Source organism: Rhizobium terrae (genome assembly GCF_003425685.1).
In the GTDB taxonomy this organism is placed as follows: domain Bacteria; phylum Pseudomonadota; class Alphaproteobacteria; order Rhizobiales; family Rhizobiaceae; genus Neorhizobium; species Neorhizobium terrae.
The window spans coordinates 50,423-75,428 of sequence record NZ_QJKM01000008.1; the positions used below are offsets into that span (position 1 = coordinate 50,423).

Sequence of the window (25,006 nt, forward strand, 5' to 3'; positions counted from 1 at the left end):
CCTTCGGAACATTCCGCCAGCCGAGGCCGAAGAACGATACTACGCCATGCTGGACGCACCAGCCATGGCCGCATAACTTAAACGAAATGGCCTCCGGCAAACCCGGGGCGGTTCTTGATGGTGGGAGACGTCGGCGTTGCAACAGGTAATACGTGATGAAATCGGCACTCCAAGACGAATTGATTGACCTTATTTATGGGACCGTCTTTTCGGATAGGGGATGGCAACCGTTTCTTGATCGACTTAACGCGTCGATGTCGTTCGGAAAGACCTCTCTACTATTACATGATGCGTCCACTCGGGCTGGTGCATTCCCGATATCATCAGGTTATGATTTGCATGAGATAACTGCCTATGCTCAATATTTCGCCTCAATAAACCCTTGGATGCCGAAGGCCGCAATCCGTCGCGTCGGCGTCGGCATAACCTCTGATGACATGTACCATCCGCGCGAACTTCAAAAGACGGAGTTTTACAACGACTACTTAAAGGCTTCGGGATTAGCCGGAGGAGCAGGCGTAACCATAGCCCGAGAGAAGGGGCGATCCTTTATTCTCACATCTCTGATGTCGGAAAGAGATCTTCATAGATCAAAGGAGTACGCGGCACTCATGACGACGCTCGCTCCGCATCTGCGGCGCGCTTTCGACTATCAACAGAAGCAGTATCGGGACGGACTTCAGAGCCAAGCCAGAAATCGTCTCCTTGATATTGCGGGCGTGGGCCTATTGGTTTGCGGCGGAAATGCGAAGGTGATCACGATGAACGAGACCGCGTCGTTACTTCTGAACCAAAGCTGCGGCATCCGGGTATCAGCTACCGGGAAGATTTGTGTCTTTGATGAGTCGCTGCAGCACATGTTGGAGCATAATCGAGCGCCAACGACGCAGGCCAGCTACGATGTTCTATTTGAGAAAAACGGCCGTGCGTTCCGTATTACTGCTCTATGGTTGAATTCCTCGGACATCTTCGAATTCCTTCACGGCCCTTCAGTGGCACTGGTTGTAAAGCCTGTGATGGCAGATCTCGCCGAAGGCGCTTTTGGCCTTTCTGCGGCAGAAGCGGAGGTCGCAACCGCAGTCATCGACGGCATGTCTCTTTCTGAGATCGCCGATTCACGACAGGTTTCCAAGGAGACCGTCCGAACCCAGTTGAAGGTTGTCTTTCGAAAATTAGGAATTTCTGGTCAGCTAGAGCTGGTTCGCCGTTTTGGCTCGAAGGCATCTTCGTGAAGCTCGCTTGGTGGAATCAGGTTATGAGCCGCAGCAACCACCCGCCGAGCAGATTTCGCCGTTTCAACGAAGCGGTCGATCTGATCCGTAGTATGATCATGCATTACCTGCACGCGCCAGCGGCAGCCGTTTTTCGATACCGCGGGGTACTCAACGAGGTTGACGATTGCGCCGTGGCGCAGCGCATATGACGTCATCATGCGCGATGTCCCATTCGTACCGACGATCACGGGGATGATCGCGCTGTTTTGCCCCAACAAGGCAAACCCGGCTTCTGCCATTTGCTCTCTCATGTAGGTTATGTTGGACATCAGCCGCGTGCGACGTTGCTGACCTTCGGCGCTGTCGACGATCCGGAAACATTCGAGAACGGTTGCTGCCTGAACGGGAGACATAGAGTTGGTGAAGGTAAGGGGGCCACATGCATAGCGCAAAGCCGGCTTCAACTCCGGGCGATTGGTTGCTACGAAGCCGCCGTTCGAAGCGAACGTCTTCGAGAAACTTCCCATCACGATGTCGATTTCTCCCAAGACGCCCTGGGTCTCCAGATAACCTCTGCCTCGCGGACCGATTGCACCAGCATCATGCGCTACGTCCACCATCAACGTCGCGTCGAACTTCCTGCACATCTGTTGGAGATCCCGAAGCTGTGGCACGTCACTATCCATCGAGAAAACCGTCTCAGTTACAACGAGAATGCCGGCGTTTCGGTCTCCTTGGCGGATCCGCGAGAGCCGCCTTTCGACGGCCTCATTCGAGCAGTGGGGAAATCTATGAACGTTTGCCGTTGCGCTATCCGCACCTTCTTGTAAGCAAGCATGGGCCAGCACGTCGATGATTACGTGGTCCCAAGGCTTCACCAGCGTCTTGATCAACCCAAAGCCCGCTCCCCAGCCGGTCGGAAACACTGTAGCATCGGCAACGTGGAAGAATTTAGCCACCGTTCGCTCAAGCTCCATCGTGAGTTCGGTCAATCCCATCAGCGCTGCCGATCCTGCACTGTGCACGCCGTAGGTATTCGCAGCCTTAGTAGCGGCCTGAATAACCGCGGGATGGGTGGAGAGATTGAGGTAATCCTGAGAGGCGAAATTGACGCCTGTGAACTGCGTGCGGCCGCGGTCGTAGGCTATGATTTCAGGGCCAATTTTCGATGCGGTATACTTGCTGTAGGGGTCGAGGCCCGCATCTAATCGCGCGTTAAGATATTCTTCGAAGCCAGTCCAGCGGCCGATAAGATCAGACTTTCCCTTGTCAAAATAATCGGTGATTACCCCTTCAAGTACATCAATGCTTCCAGAGTTCGTCCCGCTATCCATTTATTTCCCGAAAAAATAACTGCGCCCAAAGTATGTGGTGGCCTAGGATTGGGGGCTAATTCCCATCCCTAATCCCAAACGCCGACAAGCCTAGACATGAGCGTTCAGAAGAAAAATCACCCGGATGGTGTATGCTCCCATTCGCAACGATGTCATTCGCCTTGCTTTTTGCGCGTGACGGATTTGGGCGCGAGCAGCTGCTTCTCGGCAGCCTCAAGTGCAAGATGAAGACCAACAGAGGTGACTTTCGTCTTTGAGCGCTCGTTGGCGACGAAACTTTGCGATGGGAACCGGCTTCAAGGAAAGGAGCCTCAGATTCTGCGCTCCACCCTTGACAGGTCAGCGCGATGACGCCGGCGTATCGCAACCCATGACCTCGCCATCCAAGTAGAGCAGACCCAGGAATTGTCCGCTCAATGACGAACCGACACCTTCTGCCGCTTCTTGACAAGGGCCTCGAAGAAGGACGGTGCGGCACCTTCGTCATCAACGCCCGGAACTGCGTCCACTGCAAGGCCTGGGCCACCGACCGTCTTTCCGCCCATCGCCTCCGCTTCGTTCGGTTTGTGGAGCTTGGCCGCGTTACTGCCGCGTGCCTTGCTCCGAGGTGGCGGCTCGGGTCTGATCGGCGAGCGTCGCCGGAAACGTGTTGATTGTGTCACCTGCCGAGCTGTCTGGTGGTGGCCGCCAACGTCTCGCGGTTGCCTGCGCGCTTGCTCTCGATCCGCTGGGGCTCTTGCTCGATGACCGACTGGGGAACCTCGATCCGTGCGCCTCGGCTGAGTTCTACGCCACTCTCGCAACCCTCAAGGACGCTTCGCCTACGGTTGTTCTGATCGAACTCGATGACGCGCGCCGCCCTCGATGTGGTCGAAGCACCCGAGGGCATGATCGCGCCGACTACCGATCCAGACGGATCGTACAATCAGGTGCTTGCCGAGCAAAATGTTACGGCCGACCTTCAAGCTGCCAGCGTAAGGATCGGGGGCGTGACCGTGTTCCACGACGTTGATCTTCGGATAAGGTTCGGGGAGTTTCTTGCTGTTGATTACGGGTTGGCTCCTCTCCTTCAGTCTCGGATCATCATACTCGATCTCCTCGGAAGGGCGGGCCATCCATAATCAACAGGTGGCGCCCAAACCATAACTATTGCTATGCCAAGCATACCAAGTAAGGACGAAGGTCGCTCCATCATTCTTGCAGACGAATGCATAGGCCGCCAACAATCGTTCCTCTGAAACCCCCGATAGCCAATCCTCCGCCAATCGGATCTACCGGAACTCCTTGCTTCAGTGTCCAGAGAACGACAGCTAGTGCTGGCAGCGACAGCAAAAACGATCGCACCAACGGCAGGCCGAAACGGAGCCGACATGTCTCCCTAGGATAGGGAAGTGAGAGCCATAAAGGGCAAGCCCGAAGGCGAGCACAAGAAAACCAGGAATCAATGCCCCCACGCCTTCTGCGACATGTGGCTTGAACACTGAGCGGTCATCAACAGATAGCGTCACGCCTTGCCGCGCCAGGGCACGAGCTTCTTTTCCAGCCAGCGCATCGCGAATTCGAAGATGATCGCGAAGAGGCCTATGACGAAGATGCCCATCATGACGATATCGGTGCGCAGGAAGTTCGAAGCGTTCAGCACCATCTGGCCGACGCCTGTCGAGGCTGCGACCATTTCGGCGGCTACCAGCGTCGTCCAGCCGACCCCCATACCAATCCGTAAGCCGACGAGAATATCGGGGAGAGCCGCCGGGAAAACGACGAAGCAAAGCAGCTGCCAACGGCTGGCACCAAGAGCGCGCGCCGCGTTGATCTGGTCGGAGGAAGCGGACAAAACGCCGGCCCGTGCGGCAAGAGCCACGGGCGCGAAGCAGGCGAGGAAGATCAACAGAACTTTCGATGTTTCCCCGATGCCGAACCAGATGATGACGAGCGGCAGGTAAGCGAGCGGCGGCAGCGGCCGGTAAAACTCGATGAACGGGTCGAGCATCGCCCGGATGGCAGGGCTGAGACCCATGGAAAGACCGACGGGAACGCCGATTAAGGCCGCTAACAGGAAAGCAGAAATCACGCGGAACAGGCTCATCAGAACATGTTCGGTGAGCGGTGCGCCGTCGATATTGCCCTCGATCGCCGAAATGAAGGCATTCAAGACCGTTTCAATTTTGGGAAGGAACAGCGGCTTGACCAGGCCGAGATGAGTCACGGCGATCCACACCGAGATAACCAGCAACACGGCCAGCATGCTGATCAGGCCCATTTGAACTGCGGTCAGGGCGGTGCGGCTGGGAGCAGGCTTGGCCCGTGACGGCCGCGCAACGGGTAACTCGGCCGCAGTGTTCGACGCTCCCTCGGTCATGCCACCAACCCTTCCTTCATCTTCTCGCCTTTGTGGATTGCGGCCAAGACCTCTTCCCGGATGGCGATGAAGTCCGGCGATGATTTGACCGCGCGTGCATCACCGCCTTCCAGGAACCGCCGGCCGAAATCCAGCGCTATCGCGCGCGCGATGCGCCCAGGACGCGGCGTCATAATGATCAATTTAGTCGCAAGAAAGATCGCCTCCTCGACATCATGGGTGATGAAGAAAGCCATCTTATTGGTCTGGGCCCAGACCTTAAGGATCAATTCCTGGACCTGCTCGCGGGTAAAGGCGTCGAGCGCCCCGAGAGGCTCGTCCATGAGCAGCATTTCGGGATCTGCGGCAAGCGCTCGGGCGATGCCGACGCGCTGCTGCATGCCGCCAGAAAGTTCGTAGATCTTCTTCTCGCCAAATCCGTCGAGGCTGACGAGGCTCAGCATGTGGCGTGCGCGCTCCAGTCTTTCAGCTTTCCCCATGCCCTGCATGCGCAGACCGAAGGCTACGTTGTCCACGACCGAAAGCCACGGCATCAAGGCGTGGCGCTGGAAGACCACGCCGCGATCTGCTCCCGGCCTGGTAACAGGCTTGCCGTCGATCTCGATCGTGCCTTCCGTCACCGGCTGGAAGCCCGCGATGCAGGACAGAAGCGTGGTCTTTCCGCATCCAGAGGCGCCGAGCGCCACGACGAACTCGCCTGACTGGATATCCAGATTGATGCGGGAGAGCGCGACTATGCCGCTTTCGCCTTCACCGTAATGGACGCTAACATTGCGAATCTCGAGCATCTCTTTCACCGCTCTGAACAGAAGATGGGCGAACCGCCGCTGCGGTTCGCCCATGGGATTGGTTTATTTGGCAGCCTTAACGTATTCGTCCGTGACAAAGGCGGCATAATCCGGGGCAAGCTCGGTCACACGGCCCTGATCTTTCAGGAACTCGGCCGTCGATCGTAGCGCCTTGGCTGCGCCGCCGCCCAACCAGTCGGCCGAAGCCTGTTCGTCGAGCGTCGGGAACTTGTAGGCGGCCATGCCTGCGGGAACGTCCGCTGCGTTCGCTCCCGTCCATTTGACGACGGCTGCGACCGGCTTGGAATCCGCCGTCCACGAAGCCTTGTTCGCAGCATAGTCGGCATCGGTCGCCGCAAGCAGCTTCACGAAGGTCGTCATGAACTTTTTGTTGGCGCCGGCAAAATTGTCGGTGACGACGATGCCGTCGAACGTCGCCTTGCCCTTGGCGGCGAAATCCCCGGCGCTGGCGATGACGGTGCCGCTTTTCTTGGCGACATCGAGAACCGGCGCCCAGATGAAGGTGGCGTCCACGTCGCCGCGTTCCCATGCTGCGGCGATTTCAGGCGGACGCATGTTGAGCAACTTGACATCCTTGCTTGACAGGCCGGCTTCGGTCAGCGCGTACATCAGCTGGTAGTGCGCCGTGGAGACGAATGGAACGGCGACCGTCTTGCCCTTCAGGTCGGAAATCGTCTTGATGCCGCTGCCATTGCGCGCGACGAGCTGTTCGGCGTTGGCGATGTCGTCGAGGATCCAGAAGAGCTTGATAGGCAGACCTTGGGAGGCGGCAGCAGCGACGGGCGAGGAGCCCGCTTCCCCAATATCGACGTCGCCGGAGGACATGGCGCGGATGACGTCGCCGCCGCCGCCGAACTTGACCCACTTGATCTTATAGCCGGTTTCGGACTCCAGCTTGCCGGATTCCATCAAGACCCGGATGGGCGTCATCATGTCCTGGTAGGCAAAGGTGACGCTCTTGTCCTGAGCCGCCGCTCCGAACGAAATTCCTAAAACGGCGCTGCACGTCACGGCAAGGGATGCAAAGGCTTTGCTGAGGCGGTTCATGGAAGCTCACTCCTTGAGAGGATCGGAAAGACGGATCCATTAAGACGGAAGCAAGCATCGTGCGGAAAGAGCCAGTTGCAGCCATCTCTCCCGCCATCTGGACCAGTGACGGTGCGAAGAATCTTAACTGGCCCCCCAGATGTGCCGGTCTGGCTCTGCCTTTAGGCAGAACGCAGATTCTAGAAGCAGATCAGGCGCGAGCTGATGCTGGGGGCTTGATGGACATATTGGCGATTGCAGCCATAACATTAGTGGCGGGCGCGTTTCGCGGCATCACTGGCTTTGGTTATGCGATGGTTGCCGCCCTAGGACTGACGAACGCATTGATGGCGCCCGCCGTCAGCGTGCCGTTCATCCTGTTCAACGATCTCGTGCTGACAGCGTGTACCCTCGGCGATCGCAAGGGTGGAAGCGTCGATTGGAACGCCACCCGCGTCCTGCTGGTGTCGGGCTTTTGCGGAGCTTTGTCTGGCGGGTGGCTTGCCGCGTACCTGGATGCATCCACCGCTCGTATATTTGTCGCAACTTTCGTAGTGCTGGCTGCCAGCGTCGCGCTAATTCGCAATCCTCCGAGATGGCTGGCAGGCCGGGCCTTTGGACTTGCATTCGGTTTCGCAGTCGGCCTACTGCTGTCGGCCTTTGCGGTCGGCGGTCCGCTTGCCGCTGCCTGGCTTCTCGCCGGTGGCACGCAGCGCTCCCACGTCCGCGGCAGCCTGGCCCTATTCTTCGGCGTAATCGATTTAGTCAGCCTTGCAAGCCGCTTGCTCATCGGCGGGGTTGATCCACAGTTGCCCGGGCTTATCGTTGCCTATCTTCCTGTGACGCTGGGGGGCTTTGGCGCGGGCTATCTGCTGTCCCGGTGGCTTGGGCCGAATATGTGGTATTGGGTAGCCTCCGGCGGTCTGGTCGCAATCGCCCTGACCGGTCTAGCGCAAGCGGTTTTCGCTCTCATCTCAACCTGATCGTTGGAAAGGAATCTAAAATGCCCAAAATAGCGCTGGTGACCGGTGCCACGTCCGGATTCGGACAATCCATTGCCCGACGCTTTGTCGCTGAGGGATGGGGCGTCATCGTGACGGGGCGGCGTAAGGACCGGCTTGATGAACTTGTGGCGGAACTGGGCGGCGCAACACAGGCGCATGGGTTGTGTTTTGACATTCGTGACGAAGAGGCGACGCGGCAGGCGCTTGCATCTCTGCCCCCCGTGTTCCAGGGCGTGGACGCGCTTGTCAACAATGCCGGCCTGGCGCTCGGCACCGGTTCCGCGGATACCTGTGACCTCGCCGAGTGGCGAACGATGATCGACACCAATATCAACGGCCTGGTCACTATCACGCGGTTGATGCTCGACGGTCTGATCGAACGGCGTGGCCTCGTCGTGAACCTGGCCTCCATCGCGTCGAACTGGCCTTATCCCGGCGGCAATGTCTATGGGGGCACCAAGGCGTTCGTCCGGCAGTTTTCCCTTGGCCTACGCAGCGATCTTTCCAGCCGCGGCGTTCGCGTGACGTCGATCGAACCTGGACTATCCGAAAGCGAATTCACACTGGTGCGCACCGGGGGCGACAAGGCGGCATACGACAAGCTTTACCAGGGCGCCAGTCCGCTCCAGCCAAAAGACATCGCCGAGACGGTCTACTGGGTGGCTTCACTGCCGGCGCATGTCAACATCAACAGCATCGAGATCATGCCGGTCAGCCAATCCTGGGCGCCATTCCAGATCCATCGCGAAACGACCGCCCAACCGGAACGATGAAGGCCACGGCATGATCGGCGTGGCCCTCATCTCTTTGTTGTTGTGTCGATCAGCCGAAAACTTTGGTCAGCGCCGTATCGACCGCACCAGTAATCTCGTCGATATCGCTCGCCGAGGCGATCAGGGCTGGGCTGAAGCACAGTGTGTTGTTCAATCCCGGCAGCGACCGGTTTGTGGCTCCGATGATGACACCATTCGCCAGGCAGGCTGCGACGACGGCTTGCACCTGCTTTTCCTCCACCGGTTCTTTTGTTTGCCTGTTACTCACGAGCTCGGCACCACAGAACAGGCCTGCGCCTCGAACGTCCCCTATGACCTCATGGCGCGTCTGCAGCTCCCACAGGTTGGCGCGCAGGCGCTCACCCATTAGCGTGGTATTTTCGAGAAGATTCTCGTCCTCGATGATACGCATGTTTTCCAGCGCGGCAGCCGGGCCAGCGACACAACCCCCAAAGGTCGAGATGTCGCGAAAAAAGGACAGTGGATCGGAGGGATCGTCCTTAAAGAGGCCGAAGACTTTTTCGTTGGTGACGGTGCAAGAGATGGCCGCGTAGCCGGATGCCACGCCTTTGGCCATGGTCACGAAATCCGGCTCGATCCCGAAATTCTGGTAACCGAACCACTTGCCGGTGCGGCCGACGCCGCAGACGACCTCGTCGATGTGAAGTAGGATATCGTAGCGCCGGCAGATGTCCTGCACCTTTTCCCAATAGCCGGGTGGGGGAACGATGACGCCACCACCAGCCGTGATTGGCTCGAGACACAGCGCGCCAATCGTTTCCGGTCCCTCGCGAAGTACGACCTCCTCGATCGCCTGTGCCGCCCGTTCGCCGTAATTCGCAATATCGCCGTACTGGCCGCGATATTCGAGGCAGTGCGGTACTTCGACGAAGCCGGGCGGCATAGGTCCATACTGTTCGCGCCGTTCCGGCTGCCCTGCTGCAGCAAGCGTTCCGATCGTCGTGCCGTGATAGTCGCGTTCCCTATAGAGGATCTTGTATTTCCGGCCACTATGATGACGGTGTGCGATCTGCCGCACCATCTTGAAGACCTTCTCGTTCGCTTCCGATCCGGAACTCGAATAGTAGACGCGGCTCATGCCGGGCATCTTGTCAATGAGTTTGCGCGCAAAGAGCGCGCCGGGAATGGAGCCGGCAGAATTAGCAAAGTAGTTGAGCTTGACCAGCTGGTCGCGCACGGCGTTGGCGATACTCTCACGGCCGAAGCCCACATTCACCGTCCAGACGCCGCCCGATACCGCATCGAGATACTCCTTGCCGGTGGCATCCCAGACCCGCATGCCGCGTCCCTCGACGAAGATGCGAGGATCGACGGTTTCGAACGTCTTGTGCTGTGTCAGATGGTGCCAGACATGCGCGCGATCGGCTTCGATGACGTCACGGATGTCGTTGGGTTGAACGAGGGAATTCATGATTGCCTCCGATAAAAGGATGGCATCACCTAGCATAGGTCGCAGTGCATGCGCTCGGCCAAAGCGTCTCTGGCTCCATGGAATGTCTGATCTGGACCCCGGATCAGACCAAAATGGTCGGGTAACAGCCCGGCTGTCTGCCGTGGTCGCGCAATCCTGTGCCGGATCTCTCGACAGACTTCTCGATCAGTTGTGCCAGCCTGAAGAGCCCTGCCTCAATCCGATGGGTCGCAATCGAGCCGAAACCGAGCCGAAGATATCGACGCCCTGCGAGAGGATTGGCAAAGAAGATGTCGCCCGCCTCGACCAACACCCCGGATTGGCGCGCCAAGTTCATCAACTGTCGGCCGTCGAAGTCGGGCGGCCCCTCGATCCAGAAGCTTGTCGCACCTTGCCCCCGGATGATTGTGCATGACGGCACCAGATCGGGAAGCCGATCGGCAATCAGGTTTGCCCTCTCAAGCATCACAGCGCCGGTGCGGCCAAGATGTTGTCGATAGTGGCCGAGTGCGATGAAATTGGCGAGTGCGCGCTGATTATTGGTTGGAGGATGACGCAACATCAGACGGCGCAATACCCTGAGTTCGCTGATCACCGGCGGCGGAGCGACGATGTAGCCGACACGCAGCCCTGGAGCCAGCACCTTGGAGAAGCTGCCGACATAGATGACCCGTCCTTCCGCATCGAGGCTCTTGAGGGACGGGATGTCTCCATCGCTCTCAATGGACAGATCCGCCTCATAGTCATCCTCGACGATCAGGACGTTCTCGCGGCTGGCAATCTGTAGCAATTGTTGGCGTCGATCAAGCGGCATAACGGCCGTTGTGGGGCATTGGTGGCTGACAGTGAGAAAGGTGACGTCGCGGCTGGCGAAATCGTCGTCCGGCAACACGCCATGGCGATCGAGCGTCAGGCCGACGATGTTCTTCGTAGCGAGGCTCACCATGTTGCGGACGTCGGGATAGCCCGGATCCTCTATGCCGACTGCCGTGGTCGGGCCAACGAGCAGTTGGACAAGCATCGACAGAGCCTGCTGCGAGCCGATCGTGACGATGATCTCGCCTTTGCCGGCGAAGATGCCGCGCCGCGGCAGCACCTGCGCTTGCAACTGCTCCACAAGGTCGGGGTCGTCATCGTCGATCATGTCGCCGGCCCAGCCCTGTATTTCCTTCACGCTGGAAGCTGCGCGCACCGCCTCGCGCCAATTATTGGTCGGGAATAGGGCGGGATCGTATTGGCCAAACAGGAAAGGATAGGCGTAGTCGAGCCAGTTGCGTGGCTTGCAAATTTGCCGAAGACTCGATGGCTTGATCGCGAAGCGCGACGACCAGTCGTCCACCGCATCGGCCTGATGCCGTGCCTTGGCCTGACCGATGCCGCCGGCCGCAACAAAGATGCCGCTGCGCTCCCGAGAGACCAGAAAGTCCTCGTCGATGAGCGATTGATAGGCAGTCGTGACGGTATTGCGCGCAATCCCGAGAAGACTGGCAAGCTGGCGTGTGGATGGCAGACGCGTATTCTTGCTGAGGACCCCCGTTTCGATCGCATGGACAATCATCCGTCGGATCTGCAGGTTAAGTGCCTGTCCGTCCTTGGTCAAAGCGCCGAAAAGACGGCGCCATGTCACGTCCGTGACCGTCTGCGAATTGTTCGTGCCCAGAGGTTTCATAAAGAGGGACATGCAAGACTCAGGCCAGATCTTGGGTAATTTGCTCAGTCATTCCACGAAGTGTGCGCCGAAGAAATTTCGGGCAGCCTTGCTGATAGACGGCCCTTGCAACGCGTTCCGCTCCCAAGCCGTATGCGTCGGCCTTCACCACCATGGCAGCGCCGCCTAGCTCAGCCACGGCAACAAGTCAGGATCGAGGCGCCAAGCTTCGGACGATACCGCGCGCACGCTTTCTTTGACGACCTCAAGGAACAACCAACGGTATCTTCTTCTTTAGAAAACGCACGGACCATGTATTGGCCGGAGGCGCCTATTCGTCCTCATCGCCTGATCAGGCAGGCTTCGCCGAACAGCGTTTCCGAGATTGCTACGGTATAAAACCGCGCCATGTTTTTCGCGGGATCGGTTCGTTTGACATAGGGCTGGTAGGGCTGGGTGAGCATGCGGAGAAGATCGTCGAACGGAACTGGAACGTCCAGCGGCGGTTTGAATCGGTCGGTCCTACCGATCCATCTTGGTGATGTTTTGCCACGAGGCACAAGGGTTCCCACGCAACCAACACTGGGAATGCTACGATGCCTGTCTTTCCAGCTTTTCCCTGCAGATCTGCTCGACGAGACCCTGAAGCACCTGAATGCGTTCTATCAGCCAGCGCAGCTCTTCCTCGGTGATCTCGTAATGCGGAGAGTAGCGGGCATCGACATAAGCCCGATCGAGCCGTTCGAAGCATCGCCGGGCGAACTTGGTATCCCGCGGCCATGCCTCGATCAGCCGTGGCTCAAGTCTTTCCGCAGATGAGCGCAGTGATTTCAAGCGGTGCGATTTCGGGCTGTAGAGGGTGAGGACGAGAAGGACGCAGTGGTAGAGCTGCTCCGTAGCTTGGTGTAGATTGAATGCTGCGTGATTGATTTCTCCATTTGCCAAGGAGTACTTGCCAAGATGGAGGGAGAAATCGGCGGCTTTAGACCGCTTATGGAAATAACCTTCAGCCTCCTCCCGAGCCTCTTCCTCACTGAGCGGCTTCGGCGCCACAAACGGATGGCCTTCCTTCTCATAGAGGATGATGCCATCACGGATGATATCGATGAAGAAAGGCCGTCCGCGGGCCAATTGGTCGTTCACGTCCTGCAGCGTGTGAACGATGATATTGATCGGCGTCTCAATCGTCTTTGTTACCAGTAGTTCGCGCAGAAAATGATCGGAGACGTCGTGCCAGAGCTCGTTTTCTTCCCCGACACTGTGCATGTTGACGACGACAAGGATATCGTAATCGGAGCGATAACCGCTCTTATGATCGTCCACCCAGCCGCCGCGGCTATACGAACCGAACAGGATGACCTTGAGGATCCGCCCCGCCTTCTGTTTTTCCGAAAGCTTTGACTGCTGCGCGGCATCGAACTCCTCAAAAATGATCTTCAAGGCGCGCGAAAGCTCCCGACGCTTGCGGTCGGGAAGATGGTTCAAGGCTTCATTGTCAGTCACGCCACCGCTCGTGTCCATTCGTCGTGCCGTATCCTTCTAAAAAAGCACTGCTTGCAAACCAGTGCCTGACATGCCCGTCAATCATCATCCTCGGTTTGGTTCGTCTAGGATATACAACCGGAAGACCAAGCCCGCCAGCTGGTTGAAGATCCGGCGGCCGCGTAGGTGCTGCGCGGCCCGTTGCGCCAGATCAGTCGAAAGGCCGGCGGTTCAGATCGCATCATACCGCCCTTTGAACTCCCCATCGGCATAATAACGCAGCTTGGCCGCAACGACTGGACGGAGCGCCGCCAGAAACAACAATTGTCTTTGCTCTGCCATGTCGCGAACTTCGTCCCGCGTCAACAAAGGCCGGCCGGTATGTGCCGGCTGGAGGACAGACCGGATTGCTCGGAGTCGAGTGCGCGGACCATCGTCTGGAACACCACGCTCTCCTGTCCGAGCAAATCGGAGATGAGGCGAGCGGTGTCGTGATCGTTGATACCAAACACCTGCAACACGCCGGCGTTTGACAGAAACGTGCCGGAGCGCCGGCCATAGGTGGCACGCAGCTGATGGATGTCCTGCAGGATCGGCCAAAGTTGCACGCCATATCCGGCCATAACACCCATGGCGCGTTCCGCCGGGGCGAGATACCCGAGGGCGGCAAACTCATCGACCAGGTAAACAACCGGCTTTGCCTCAGTGACCGATGCCGCCGACGCTCTGGCCATGTCGGTCGAGCTCTGGGTGATAAGAAGGCACAGCCATCGGGAGTAGATGGAAAGACGGTCCGGCGGCAGAACGGAAGCCGGTGGCATTGCGGCTCTTGAGATCGCAGAACGGGAAATCCGATTGGCCGAGAACCGCATCATCCGTGGACTGTTAAGGAAGTGGGTATGGCGCTGTGCTCCGACAGGACGCCTGCCGCCTCGCGATCGGTCTTGCCGAGATGACGGTTGGCAACGCGGGCGATCAGCCCCCCCGGCCTCGGCACTCTTCTGCATCGTCGTCAACAGCGCGGCAAAAGCATCCGGTGGCAGCGTCGGATATTCCCGCAGGGTGCCAAGATGCCGGCGGCCCAATTCCCCCCTAGTCAATAATCCTCAGGATCAAGCCGCCAATCATGGCTTTGGCTTCGTCGTTCCACTGCGCTTCGCCGGCCATGCCCGGTTCGTCAAAGACAAGCGCATCGGCGAGCGTGCGCGTCCTCGGCGATATCGACACTGGTAAGATCGAGCAGGTCGAGCCGATTGAAGGATCGGAGGCCAACGATCTTTGGCTTCTTCTTCTTCAACCGGAATGGTCCTTCGACGCTTGCTGAAGATGCTTGGTGCATAACGTACTGGGTCTGGATGCAAAGCCCATCATCCACGCCGTGATCGTTCTGGCTCGTGCTGGATTCACAGGAAAGAGAAAAGGGAGCGACGCGCTAGTCTTTCATTAACCAAAAAGTTCTTGACGCGACTCGGAGAGGCGTTCAGCCTCCGTAACGGATTGAGGCGGATATCCTCCGTTTCGGCGTAACTGGTGGCCAGCTCTGTTAGTCTGAGCCTCCGGCGTATAAAATCGGTGAGAGAATCGGGTGTCCGGTCAAGCCGGCTTCACATCAGGGGTCTACTTTGCCCCCTGATCAATAGAGGAGCAAGGCATGGCGGACATGAAGGAGAATGAACGTATGGCCGCATCGGCGAAGAAATCGGGTGCCCGGAGCGGGGAGGCCGCTGGCGAACAGCGGGTGCTTGCCGACGAAGCCATAGCCCGCGATGCGCGGGCGCTTTCCGAGCAGCTGAAGGCGATGCGGGAGCGGCTTTTCCCGCCGGCTTCGATGAAATCGCTCAGGGCGTTTTCCTCCGGCGAGGCGGCCAAGCTGATCGGCGTCTCCGACGGTTATCTGCGCCAGCTTTCGCTTGCGGGCGAGGGGCCTCAGCCGGAGACCGGCATCGGCGGCCGGCGCTTCTATTCGCTGGCCGACATCAACGCGCTGCGCCGCCATCTCGCGGAACAGGCGCTTGCCAAGGGAAACCAGGCCAAGGCGCGCAGCTACCTGCCGCATCGTGATACGGCCCGCGGCGAACATCTACAAGTGATTTCCGTCACCAATTTCAAGGGCGGTTCCGGCAAGACGACGTCCGCGGTGCATCTTGCCCAATATCTGGCGCTCACCGGCCACCGGGTGCTGGCCGTCGATCTCGATCCGCAGGCCTCGCTTTCGGCGCTCTTCGGGTATCAGCCGGAACTGGATCTCACCGGCAACGACACGCTTTACGGCGCGATCCGCTACGACGACCAGGTGCAGCCGCTGTCGGACATCATCCGCGGCACCTATTTCGCCGGCGTCGATCTCGTTCCCGGCAATATAGAGCTGCAGGAATTCGAACATATGACGCCGCAGGCGCTGGCCCGCCGGCAGAACGGCCAGGATGCCGGCCCGTTGTTCTTCGCCCGCATCCAGGCCGCCCTGCAGACGGTCGAGGCGGATTACGACGTGGTCGTCATCGACTGCCCGCCGCAGCTCGGTTACCTGACGCTCTCGGCGCTCTGCGCCTCCACGTCGGTCATCGTCACCGTGCATCCGCAGATGCTCGATGTCGCGTCGATGAACCAGTTCCTGTTCATGACCGCCGATCTGCTCGCCGTGGTGCGGGAGGCGGGCGGCACGCTGAACTTCGATTTCCTGCGTTATCTCGTCACCCGGTTCGAGCCGAATGACGGGCCGCAGGCGCAGATCGTCGGTTTCATGCGCTCGCTGTTCGGCGAGCGGGTGCTGACGTCGCCGATGCTGAAATCCACGGCGGTTTCCGATGCAGGCCTTACAAAACAGACGCTTTACGAGGTCGGCCGCGAGAATTTCACCCGCACCACCTATGACCGCGCTGTGGAGGCAATGAGCGCCGTTAACGGCGAGATCGAGGCGCTCATCCACGCTGCCTGGGGCCGATGATAGAATGACGACGTGTTCGCCGGTGAGCGGCGGGACGATCGAAGAAAGGTTTTGATGATGGCGGGTAACCGCAAGAACGAGTTGAAGGCGCTGTTCGGAGGAGGGCTTGCTCCGGCCGAGGCCGCCCGTGCGCCGGAAACCAAGTCTGCACCTGATGCGCAGACCGGCCCGGTGCCGGCAGGGGAGGGGGCTGTGGGGACGACGGGCGGCCTGCCGCCCCGCAGTGCCTCCAGCGCCGTCAAGGCCATGGGACTTTCGCTTGGCGCCATGACGCGAGAGGTGGAGGAGGCACGTGCGCTCCACAAGGCCTTGAGCGAGGGCGAACGTGTCGTCTCCATCGCTCCGGAAAAGATCGACTCATCCTTCGTCGAGGATCGCCTGCGGCTCGACGGCCGCGAGGACGAGGATTTCGCCGCGCTGGTGGACAGCATCAGTGAGAGCGGCCAGCAGGTGCCGGTCCTGCTTCGCCCGCATCCGGAAAAGATCGGCCGTTACCAGACCGCCTATGGCCACCGTCGCGTGCGGGCCGCGTCCCGGCTCGGCATCGAGGTCAAGGCGATCGTCCGGCCGCTCTCCGATGACGAGCTGGTGCTGGCGCAGGGCAAGGAAAATGCCGAGCGGCGCAATCTCTCGTTCATCGAGCGCGGGTTGTTCGCCAGGAATCTTGCGGCTCGCGGCTTCGACCGCAAGGTGATCGGCGATGCGCTTGCCGTGCAGAAGAGCGAGCTTTCCCGCCTGATGCAGGTGGTGGACAGCATTCCAGAGACCGTCATCCGGATGATCGGTCCGGCGCCGAAGGCCGGCCGCGACCGCTGGATGAAGCTCGGCGAGATGCTGCAGCGGAAATCTGCCCAGGACATCGCCAACGACGAGATGCACTATCAACGGTTCCAGGCCGCCGGCAGCGACCAGCGTTTTCAGTTCCTCTTCGACCGCCTGTCGCGGCGGGACAAGCCGGAGGCACCGAAGCCGGAGGAATTGAAGGACAGGAGCGGCAGGGTTTTTGCCCGTCTCAGGCGCGATGGGAAAACCAGCCGGATCGAGTTTTCGGCGGATATCGACGCAGCCTTCATAGACGAGGCGGCGGCGTATCTCGCCGAGCGTTACGAAGAGTTCCTGGCGAATCGAACAGCCGGCAAGAGCTGACGAAACGCCGCGAATGAAGCCCGCAAGGGCGCCGAGACTTTACGAAAGGAAGCTACGAGAGCAAGAAAAAAGGCCCCCAAAACGTCACCGTCCTGGAAGCCCTCTTCAATCTAAGCAGTTTTAGAGAATCACTTCCAATGCCCAAAGTCAAGAGTCGGCGGTAGGAATGCCGTGTCCGAGCGTAGGAGATTTTGGCTGACATAGGCCACGCGGCCGCCTCCGGCGGTTTCGCGACGATGGTTTATGGCATGACGATAGCGTTTCCACGGGCGCTTGCCTCCGAACGGAGACGGACATGGTGGAAAGACTGGCAACGACGCCTTTTGGCGGCGCGCCTTTGCGCGCGCAAAATTTTGTCTTCAGAGCCGAAGTGGAGCGCCGGCAGGAACGTCTGCGCGCCGGCGAGGGCGGCAATCAGACCGGCAGGGCCGAGAAATGGCAGATCATCCGGGCGCTGACCGAAGCGCGCGAGGCCTATGGTCTTTCCGATCGCTCGATCAGCGTGCTCGAGGCGCTGACGAGCTTTCATCAGGACCGGGAACTCGACGGCAAGGCACCGATCATCGTCTTCCCGTCGAATGCGGAATTGTCGATCCGCTCGCGCGGCATGTCGCCGGCGACGCTGCGGAGGCACCTGGCGGCTCTGGTGGAGGCGGGGCTGATCTTCCGCCGCGACAGTGCCAACGGCAAGCGCTTCTGCCGCCGCGACGATCGCGGCCAGGTGGAAAGCGCCTTCGGGTTCGACCTTGCGCCGCTTGCGCTGCGCGCCGAGGAGATCTTTTCGCGCGCCGAAGCCATCCGCGAGGAGGCGAAGCGCGTGGCAAGGGTGAGGGCGGAGATCACGCTGCACCTGCGCGACGTCGCCAAGACCATCGAGGCGGCCCTGACGGAAAGGCGGGCAGGCGACTGGCAGGTATTTATCGAGCGCCTGCAGGGGCTTTCCGGACGCGTCTCGCGCCAGGGCGAGCTTGCCGCCCTCAAGGATCGCTGCGAAGGGCTCGTCCGTCTGCGGGCGGAAGTGGAGAAGGCCTATCTCGACAATCTCACCGAAGAAGAAATGAGCGCCAATGAGTCCGTTTTTGAGCGTCATATTCAGAATTCAAACACAGACCCACCATTTGAAATAAATGGCCAAGAACAAAAGACTGCGACGGCAGCCACTGCCCAAATGGCGCCGGAACGCAAATCGGTCGGGATCGGGCTGAAGGAATTTCTGAAAACCTGCCCTCAGATCGCCGATTATGCCCGCGACGGCGTGAAGAACTGGCGCGATGTGGTGACCGCGGCGGATCTCGTCCGCTCCATGCTCGGCATAAGTCCCAGCGCCTGGACGGCTGCGAGGACCGCGATGGGCGATATTTCCGCAGCGGTCGTCGTTTCGGCGATACTGGAGCGGGCGGAGGATATCCGCTCACCGGGCGGTTACCTGCGCGACCTGACGCGGAAGGCGGAAAAGGGCCGGTTTTCGATCCATCCCATGCTGAATGCGTTGAGGACGTGAGGATCAGCCCGCAGCAATATCCGTCTGGCTGAAATCGTCGCCTTTATAGAGGAGGGGTGTGGCGCGCTGTTTGGCACAGGCATAGGCGAAGCAATCACCGAAATTGAGGCCAGCCGGATGACGCCCTTTGCCGTAGCGCTCGAAGGCTTCGATCGCGAAAGCTGTTTCTGCGGGCGTGACGGCAATCTCCCGAATATTCAGAAGCGCGGTGAAATGCCGGATTGCTCCGACAGCTTCCGAAGGCGTTATGTCGAGGATGCGGGCGAGAGCGACCGTCGTTTCCCATATCGCCAGCGGCGATGTCAGCAGATCGACGGCCTTGGTGAGGCGCTGCAGGAGTTCATCCGCTTCAGGTTCCTCGGACAGAATGGCGGTCAGGGCGGATGCGTCGATGAACATCGCTACTCGTAAAGACTGTCGATGAAATCTTTCGTGAGCGGCGGAGTTTTCGATTTATCCCGACCGGCATTCAACGCACGGATGAAAGTGCGCGCTTCGTCGATACGGGAAGGCGCGTTCTCCTGCTCCGCAAGTTCACGCCGCAAGGCCTGCCGCAATGCTTCCGTCTTGCTGATTTTTCTGATCTCGGCGAGCCGGCTCGCCATCGCGTCTACTTCCGAATCTTTGACGTAAAGTGCCATCGAGTATATCCTTTAACTCCATCAGGATATACCGCGGAGATGCGGGATGTCCAGCCGACCCGCCCAAAGGCTAATATTGACAGGTTATGTATACAGACTTATTCCTGTCTTGTGAGTGAGGAGGAGGATCAGGCATGCCGGAACTATGGGACCGGGTTTGGTAATTTCCTTTCTGTGAAGACATTTTGATATTTGCCGAATTTGTACGCGTATGGAGCAATTTTTTGCATCCCTCTGTCCGTACATTCGGTAGCGCAAGATGTATACACAAGTTCGTGAAAAATAAGCCTGACCAATCTTCGGATCGATGCGAAACGGCCTGCCGGTTCCGACCGGTCAACAAAAACGGAAGATAGCGGGATGTGCGGCGATCCGGTCCAGTTGACTGTTGGTTGCGATGTCCCCGATATAGACCACAAGCTGTGACAGGCGAGGGGTGCCGGACGGTGCGGCCTGTCATCCGAGCTTCGAAAACGGTTCGTCTTTTGAGGAGGAAAGAGAATGATTAGCAGAAGAACATTGATGGCGGCGGCAGGCGTCGCGCTCGGCGCGCTCGCGGCAGGGACGGCAACGGCCCAGGAGGCGGTCAAGGTCGGCCTCATCCTGCCGATGACCGGTCCGTTCGCCTCGACCGGCCGCCAGGTCGAAGCCGGCATCAAGGCCTATATGGCGCTGAACGGCGACACGGTTGCCGGCAAGAAGATCGAAGTGGTGCTGCGCGACGACGCCGGCGTCGCCGACCAGACGCGCCGCATCGCGCAGGAACTCGTCGTCAACGACGGCGTCAAGATGCTGATGGGCTTCGGCCTGACGCCTCTCGCTATGTCGGTCGCGCCGGTCCTCAACCAGGCGAAGGTTCCGGCGATCATAACCTCGGCGACGACCTCGGCGATCATGCCGCAGTCGCAATATTACGCCCGGACCTCGATGGCTGGCCCGCAGTCGGCCGTTCCGGTCGCCACCTGGGCGGTGCAGAACAATCTCAAGCGCGTCGTCACCCTGGTTTCCGACTACGGCCCGGGCATCGATATCGAGCAGGGTTTCACCAACCAGTTCAAGAAGGAAGGCGGCACGATCGTCGAGGCCGTTCGCGTTCCGCTGGCAAACCCGGATTTCGCGCCCTTCCTGCAGCGCGTGCGCGATGCGAAGCCGGATGCGGTCTTCGCCTTCGTTCCCTCGGGCGTCGGTTCGCTGTTCATGAAGCAGTTCATCGATCGCGGCCTTGCCGAAGCCGGCATCAAGCTGATCGGCACGGGCGACATCACCGACGACGACCTGCTGAACGGTATCGGCCCTGCTGCCAAGGGTGTCATCACCGGCCATTTCTACTCGGCCCTGCACGACAGCCCGGAAAACAAGGCTTTCGTCGCCCAGGTGAGGAAGGCGACCAACAACATGCGCCCGAACTTCATGGCCGTCGGCGGTTATGATGCCATGGCGCTCGCCTATGCGGCCCTGAAAAAGACCAACGGCGACACCGACGGGACCAAGCTGATCGAAGCCATGAAGGGCGCCACCTGGACGAGCCCGCGCGGCCCGATCACCATCGACCCGGCCACTCGCGACATCGTGCAGGACATCTACATGCGCGAAGTCAAGGACGTGAACGGCGAACTCTACAACGTCGAATTCGCGACCTACCCGAAGATCAAGGACCCGAACGCGAAGTAAGCCGGGCGGGATTGCCGACAATACGGATGGCGGGCTTCGGCCCGCCGTTTTTGTTTGGTTTGTTCGGTGTCGAACTGTTTCCGTCATGGGACATGCTAAGATGGCCATCATGATTTCTTCGCGGCCCGCATCCGCCTCCACCATCCTCCACCACAGCCTCCGGCACCTGCGGGCGTATCTTGCGGCCGTCGATACCGGTTCGGTCACGCGCGCCGCAGAAACCTGCTTCGTCTCCCAGCCGGCCGTCACGCAGGCGCTTTCCAAGATCGAGAAGACCGTCGGCCTGCGGCTGTTTTCCCGCACGCCGCAGCGGATTTTCGCCAACCAGGCTGGGGAGATGCTGGCGCGGCGCATCGGCCGCGCCTTCGGTTTTCTCGATCCGGCATTGTCGGAACTTTCGCCGCGGCTGAAGGTGACGGCGACGGCGGCGCAACTGAAGGCGCTGATTGCGGTGCGCGAGACGGAGAATTTCACGCTCGCGGCGCGGCGGCTGGGTCTGAGCCAGCCGGCGGTCTACCGGGCGGTGAGCCAGCTTGAGGAAGAGGCCGCCCGGCCGCTGTTCGAGCGCACCTCATACGGCATCGTCGCCACGCGGCCGGCCCAGGCGCTGGCGCAGGCGGCAAAGCTCGCTTTCCTGGAACTCCAGCAAGCGGACGCGGACATGGCGGAGTTGACCTCCGCCGAGACCGGCCAGATCGTCATCGGTGCCACACCGCTCGCGAAGTCCTTCGTGCTTCCGAAGGCGATCGCGAATTTCCGGAAAGTCCGCCCGAACCTTCCGCTGCAGATCCAGGAAGGCCCTTACCAGGACCTGATGGCGGCGCTCCGGCGCGGGGAAATAGACTTCCTGCTCGGGGCGCTGCGGGTGCCGGCGCCGATCGGCGATGTGGAGCAGAGGGTACTTTTCCACGACACGATCGTTCTCGTGGCAGGTAACAGCCATCCTCTGGCAGGCAGAAGCGAGATCACCGTCGAGGAGCTTGCCGCTTATCCTTGGGTGGTCTCGCCCTCCGGCACGCCGATCCGCCGCTATTTCGACAGCGTTTTCCTCAATGTCGCCGCAGCGCCGCCGAAAAGCATCGTCGAGAGCGGTTCGCTGATCCTGATGCGCGAGCTGCTCGACGGCAGCGATCATCTCGGCTGCACGTCGCGCCTGCAGGCGGAGGCCGAGATTGCCCGCGGGCTGATGCGCGCCCTGCCGTTCGATCTCTCGCACACCTCGCGTCCGATCGGCGTGGTGCTGCGGAAGGACTGGCTGGCGACGGCGGCCCAGCAGACTTTCCTCGACCTCCTGCCGGTCCGCCCGGAACAGGAACTATAACCAGAACTTATGAGGCTGGTAGCCGAACTGATTAACGCCTGGCCTCTCTCCGTTCTATAGGAGAACCTTGGGATTGCGGCGAAGGGCGGGGAACGCCTCGAGAGGCGATCACGGAGGTTAACGAAAATATGAGAATGGCGGGATACCAAACTATCCCGCTTCGCCAACGGTCGTATATACAGTCGTGGCTGCCGGCCGCCGTTCAGGCGGCTTCGGACAAGCTGCCTGAACGATGCGTCAATCGCGGGACAGTTGTGGGACGTTCCGCATCCTTGAGGAGGAAACAGATGCTCAACAGAAGAACACTCATTGCCGCGGCGGGCGTTGCGCTCGGCTGCATCGCCGCCGTTCCGGCCCATGCGCAGGAAACGATCAAGATCGGCCTCATCCTGCCGATGACCGGTCCGTTCGCCTCGACCGGACGCCAGGTCTCGGCCGGCGCCAAGACCTTCATGGCGGTGAAGGGCGATACCGTCGCCGGCAAGAAAATCGAGCTCATCATCCGTGACGACGCCGGCACGGCCGACCAGACCCGCCGCATCGCCCAGGAACTGGTCGTCAACGACGGCGCCAAGGTGCTGGCCGGTTTCGGCCTGACGCCGCTCGCCATGGCGGTCGCGCCCGTCGCGACCCAGGCGAAGATCCCGACCGTCGTCATGGCCGCCGGCACGGCCTCGATCACCAAGGCATCGGAATTCGTCACCCGCACTTCCGGCACCCTGCCGCAATATTCGCTGCCGGTCGGCACCTGGGCTTCCCAGAACGGCATCAAAAAGGTCGTGACGCTGGTTTCCGACTACGGCCCGGGCATCGACGCCGAAAAGTGGTTCACCAAGGAATTCAAGTCCAAGGGCGGGGAAATCGTCGAGGCCGTGCGCGTTCCGCTCGCCAACCCCGACTTTGCTCCCTTCCTGCAGCGCGTGCGCGATGCGAAGCCGGACGCCGTCTTCGTTTTCTTGCCGTCGGGCGCGGGTGCTCTGTTCATGAAGCAGTTCGCCGACCGCGGTCTCGCCGAAGCCGGTGTCAAGCTGATCGCCACCGGCGACGTGACCGACGACGACATCCTGAACTCGATGGGCAAGCCGGCGCTCGGCACGATCACCGGCCATTTCTATGCGACCGCCCATGACAGCCCGGAAAACAAGGCCTATGTCGCCGCCTTCAAGAAGGCCAATGCCGACATGCGCCCGAACTTCATGTCGGTCGGCGGTTACGACGGCATGGCGCTGATCTATGCCGCCCTGGAAAAGACCAAGGGCGACGTTTCCGGCCCGGCCTTCATGGCAGCCGTCAAGGGTCTCGCCTGGACAAGCCCGCGCGGTCCGGTTTCCATCGATCCGGAAACCCGCGACATCATCCAGAACATCTACATGCGCGAGGTGAAGGACGTGGCCGGCGAACTGCACAACGTCGAGTTCGCCACCTTCAAGGATTTGAAGGATCCGGAAAAGGCCGAAGCGAAGTAAGGAACGGTTTTTGGGGGCGGCGGCGCGATACGCGCTCACTTGCGAAGTGAGTGGCGGCAGAGCCGGCGCCCCCTCATCCGCCCTTCGGGCACCTTCTCCCCGCTGGGGAGAAGGGGAGTTGCTGCGACGCTCGCCGTTCCCCCTCTACCCAGCGGGGAGAGGGTGGCCGAGCGAAGCGGAGGCCGGGTGAGGGGCGGCACCCGCTGTCTTCCAAATAAACCCTTGCGAACAAGCCTCTTCAAAGGCACTTGAGCCCCTTCGTTTTCCCGGCAACAATGCCGGGGAAGATCACCGATCGCAGCAAAGAAGATTTCGCATGCTGACCATTCTGTTCGACGGCGTCGCCTACGGTATGTTGCTGTTCATCCTGGCCTGCGGGCTGACGGTGACGCTCGGCCTGATGAACTTCATCAACCTGGCACACGGCGCCTTCGCCATGGCGGGCGGTTACGTCACCGTCATCATGATGAACCGCTACGGCATTTCCTTCTACTGGTGTCTGCCCGCGGCCTTCATAGTCTCCGCCCTGATCGGGCTGGTGCTGGAACGGACGCTCTACCAGTGGCTCTACCAGGCGCCGCATCTGGACCAGGTTCTGTTCTCCATCGGCCTCGTCTTCATGGCGATCGCCGCGACCGACTATTTCATGGGCGGCCAGCAGCAGCTGATCAACCTGCCGCCGGAGCTTTCCGGCCGCATGGACGTGTTCGGCGTCGGCGTCGGCCGCTACCGGCTCTTCACCATCATCGTCTGCGCGGTTCTGGCGGTGGTGCTGCAGCTCATCCTGTCGAAGACCCGCTTCGGCAGCCGGCTGCGCGCCGCGGTGGATGACCGGCGCGTTGCCATGGGCCTCGGCATCAACGTGCCTGTCGTCTTTGCGCTCACCTTCGCCTTCGGGTCGGGGCTTGCCGGCCTCGGCGGCGCGATGGGTGCGGAAATTCTCGGCCTCGACCCGAACTTCCCGCTGAAATTCATGATCTATTTCCTGATCGTGGTGTCGGTCGGCGGTACCTCGACCGTCTCTGGCCCGTTCCTCGCCGCCCTGCTGCTCGGCATCGCCGACGTGGCAGGCAAATATTACGTGCCGGCGATCGGTCCCTTCGTCATCTACGCTCTGATGATCGTCATGCTGATCGTGCGGCCGAACGGCCTCTTTTCGAGGGGCAGCCGATGAGTGCAGTTCAACAGGAAACAAACGTGACGGCCAAATCCTCCACCGCCACCGCGGAAAGCCG

The 25,006-nt window shown here is 60.2% G+C and carries 20 protein-coding genes and 2 pseudogenes; 10 read left to right on the forward strand and 12 right to left on the reverse strand.

Translation table 11 applies throughout. The annotated features are described in order from the left end of the window. Nucleotides 1-155: 155 nt before the first annotated feature. A complete protein-coding gene (locus DMO26_RS16010) occupies nt 156-1,232 on the forward strand; it encodes a helix-turn-helix transcriptional regulator (RefSeq protein WP_117193159.1) in 1,077 nt (358 codons plus the stop codon). Here the strand turns inward: DMO26_RS16010 and DMO26_RS16015 are convergent. The 4 genes from DMO26_RS16015 to tauA form a co-directional block, all read right to left on the reverse strand. Beyond that, nucleotides 1,187-2,548, reverse strand: a complete 1,362-nt coding sequence (locus DMO26_RS16015) for an aminotransferase class I/II-fold pyridoxal phosphate-dependent enzyme (RefSeq protein WP_117193160.1) — start codon at nt 2,546-2,548, stop codon at nt 1,187-1,189. The genes DMO26_RS16010 and DMO26_RS16015 overlap by 46 nt on opposite strands. Nucleotides 2,549-4,052: 1,504 nt before the next feature. Beyond that, the gene (locus DMO26_RS16025) at nt 4,053-4,907 is read right to left on the reverse strand and encodes an ABC transporter permease subunit (RefSeq protein ID WP_117193162.1); all 855 of its coding nucleotides are present in this window, start codon (nt 4,905-4,907) and stop codon (nt 4,053-4,055) included. Continuing rightward, the gene (locus DMO26_RS16030) at nt 4,904-5,695 is read right to left on the reverse strand and encodes a taurine ABC transporter ATP-binding protein (RefSeq protein WP_117193407.1); all 792 of its coding nucleotides are present in this window, start codon (nt 5,693-5,695) and stop codon (nt 4,904-4,906) included. The genes DMO26_RS16025 and DMO26_RS16030 overlap by 4 nt, the downstream gene beginning before the upstream one ends. A 63-nt stretch (nt 5,696-5,758) precedes the next feature. Continuing rightward, on the reverse strand, nt 5,759-6,763 hold the full coding sequence (gene tauA / locus DMO26_RS16035; RefSeq protein ID WP_117193163.1) for a taurine ABC transporter substrate-binding protein: 1,005 nt from the start codon (nt 6,761-6,763) through the stop codon (nt 5,759-5,761). Between the two features lie 218 nt (nt 6,764-6,981). Between tauA and DMO26_RS16040 the strand changes: the two genes are divergently transcribed. Further along, nucleotides 6,982-7,725, forward strand: coding sequence for a sulfite exporter TauE/SafE family protein (locus tag DMO26_RS16040; RefSeq protein WP_162894932.1), 744 nt, complete (start codon nt 6,982-6,984; stop codon nt 7,723-7,725). 20 nt (nt 7,726-7,745) lie between these two features. Further along, complete coding sequence (locus tag DMO26_RS16045; protein WP_117193165.1) at nt 7,746-8,519, forward strand: SDR family NAD(P)-dependent oxidoreductase; 774 nt, start codon at nt 7,746-7,748, stop codon at nt 8,517-8,519. Between the two features lie 49 nt (nt 8,520-8,568). On the opposite strand, the gene DMO26_RS16050 is transcribed toward DMO26_RS16045, so the two are convergent. The 6 genes and pseudogenes from DMO26_RS16050 to DMO26_RS34155 form a co-directional block, all read right to left on the reverse strand. Then, nucleotides 8,569-9,951, reverse strand: coding sequence for an aminotransferase family protein (locus tag DMO26_RS16050; RefSeq protein WP_117193166.1), 1,383 nt, complete (start codon nt 9,949-9,951; stop codon nt 8,569-8,571). A gap of 103 nt (nt 9,952-10,054) precedes the next feature. Beyond that, a complete protein-coding gene (gene pdxR / locus DMO26_RS16055) occupies nt 10,055-11,632 on the reverse strand; it encodes a MocR-like pyridoxine biosynthesis transcription factor PdxR (protein ID WP_226951312.1) in 1,578 nt (525 codons plus the stop codon). Nucleotides 11,633-11,671: 39 nt separating this feature from the next. Continuing rightward, nucleotides 11,672-11,780: pseudogene (locus DMO26_RS16060) on the reverse strand (alanine racemase); the annotation flags it as partial. A gap of 160 nt (nt 11,781-11,940) precedes the next feature. Next, nucleotides 11,941-12,063 (reverse strand): WGR domain-containing protein, encoded by a 123-nt coding sequence (locus DMO26_RS16065; RefSeq protein WP_117193167.1) that lies wholly within the window; start codon nt 12,061-12,063, stop codon nt 11,941-11,943. A 127-nt stretch (nt 12,064-12,190) separates the two neighbouring features. Next, the gene (locus DMO26_RS16070; protein WP_117193168.1) at nt 12,191-13,120 is read right to left on the reverse strand and encodes a HEPN domain-containing protein; all 930 of its coding nucleotides are present in this window, start codon (nt 13,118-13,120) and stop codon (nt 12,191-12,193) included. 192 nt (nt 13,121-13,312) lie between these two features. Continuing rightward, nucleotides 13,313-14,342 (reverse strand): annotated as a pseudogene (locus tag DMO26_RS34155) (type IV secretory system conjugative DNA transfer family protein); the annotation flags it as partial. Between the two features lie 417 nt (nt 14,343-14,759). Between DMO26_RS34155 and repA the strand changes: the two are divergent. From repA to repC, 3 genes are all read left to right on the forward strand, one after another. Next, nucleotides 14,760-16,025: a plasmid partitioning protein RepA gene (gene repA / locus DMO26_RS16080; RefSeq protein WP_117193409.1), complete on the forward strand. Its 1,266-nt coding sequence runs from the start codon at nt 14,760-14,762 to the stop codon at nt 16,023-16,025. A gap of 54 nt (nt 16,026-16,079) precedes the next feature. Beyond that, nucleotides 16,080-17,171, forward strand: a complete 1,092-nt coding sequence (gene repB / locus DMO26_RS16085) for a plasmid partitioning protein RepB (RefSeq protein WP_117193169.1) — start codon at nt 16,080-16,082, stop codon at nt 17,169-17,171. A gap of 295 nt (nt 17,172-17,466) precedes the next feature. Beyond that, nucleotides 17,467-18,672 carry a plasmid replication protein RepC gene (repC, locus tag DMO26_RS16090; protein WP_117193170.1) on the forward strand — a complete coding sequence of 402 codons (1,206 nt, stop codon included), beginning with the start codon at nt 17,467-17,469 and terminating at the stop codon, nt 18,670-18,672. Nucleotides 18,673-18,675: 3 nt separating this feature from the next. On the opposite strand, the gene DMO26_RS16095 is transcribed toward repC, so the two are convergent. Further along, nucleotides 18,676-19,071, reverse strand: coding sequence for a type II toxin-antitoxin system VapC family toxin (locus DMO26_RS16095; RefSeq protein WP_117193171.1), 396 nt, complete (start codon nt 19,069-19,071; stop codon nt 18,676-18,678). A 2-nt stretch (nt 19,072-19,073) separates the two neighbouring features. Next, the gene (locus tag DMO26_RS16100) at nt 19,074-19,313 is read right to left on the reverse strand and encodes a type II toxin-antitoxin system VapB family antitoxin (RefSeq protein WP_117193172.1); all 240 of its coding nucleotides are present in this window, start codon (nt 19,311-19,313) and stop codon (nt 19,074-19,076) included. 501 nt (nt 19,314-19,814) lie between these two features. On the opposite strand from DMO26_RS16100, the gene DMO26_RS16105 reads away from it, so the two are divergent. The 4 genes from DMO26_RS16105 (at nt 19,815) to DMO26_RS16125 (ending at nt 24,945) form a co-directional block, all read left to right on the forward strand. Beyond that, nucleotides 19,815-20,984, forward strand: a complete 1,170-nt coding sequence (locus tag DMO26_RS16105; RefSeq protein ID WP_117193173.1) for an ABC transporter substrate-binding protein — start codon at nt 19,815-19,817, stop codon at nt 20,982-20,984. A 109-nt stretch (nt 20,985-21,093) separates the two neighbouring features. Further along, nucleotides 21,094-22,305: a LysR family transcriptional regulator gene (locus tag DMO26_RS16110; protein ID WP_117193410.1), complete on the forward strand. Its 1,212-nt coding sequence runs from the start codon at nt 21,094-21,096 to the stop codon at nt 22,303-22,305. Between the two features lie 287 nt (nt 22,306-22,592). Continuing rightward, on the forward strand, nt 22,593-23,771 hold the full coding sequence (locus DMO26_RS16115) for an ABC transporter substrate-binding protein (protein WP_117193174.1): 1,179 nt from the start codon (nt 22,593-22,595) through the stop codon (nt 23,769-23,771). Between the two features lie 316 nt (nt 23,772-24,087). Continuing rightward, nucleotides 24,088-24,945 (forward strand): branched-chain amino acid ABC transporter permease, encoded by an 858-nt coding sequence (locus DMO26_RS16125; protein WP_117193176.1) that lies wholly within the window; start codon nt 24,088-24,090, stop codon nt 24,943-24,945. Nucleotides 24,946-25,006 lie beyond the last annotated feature (61 nt).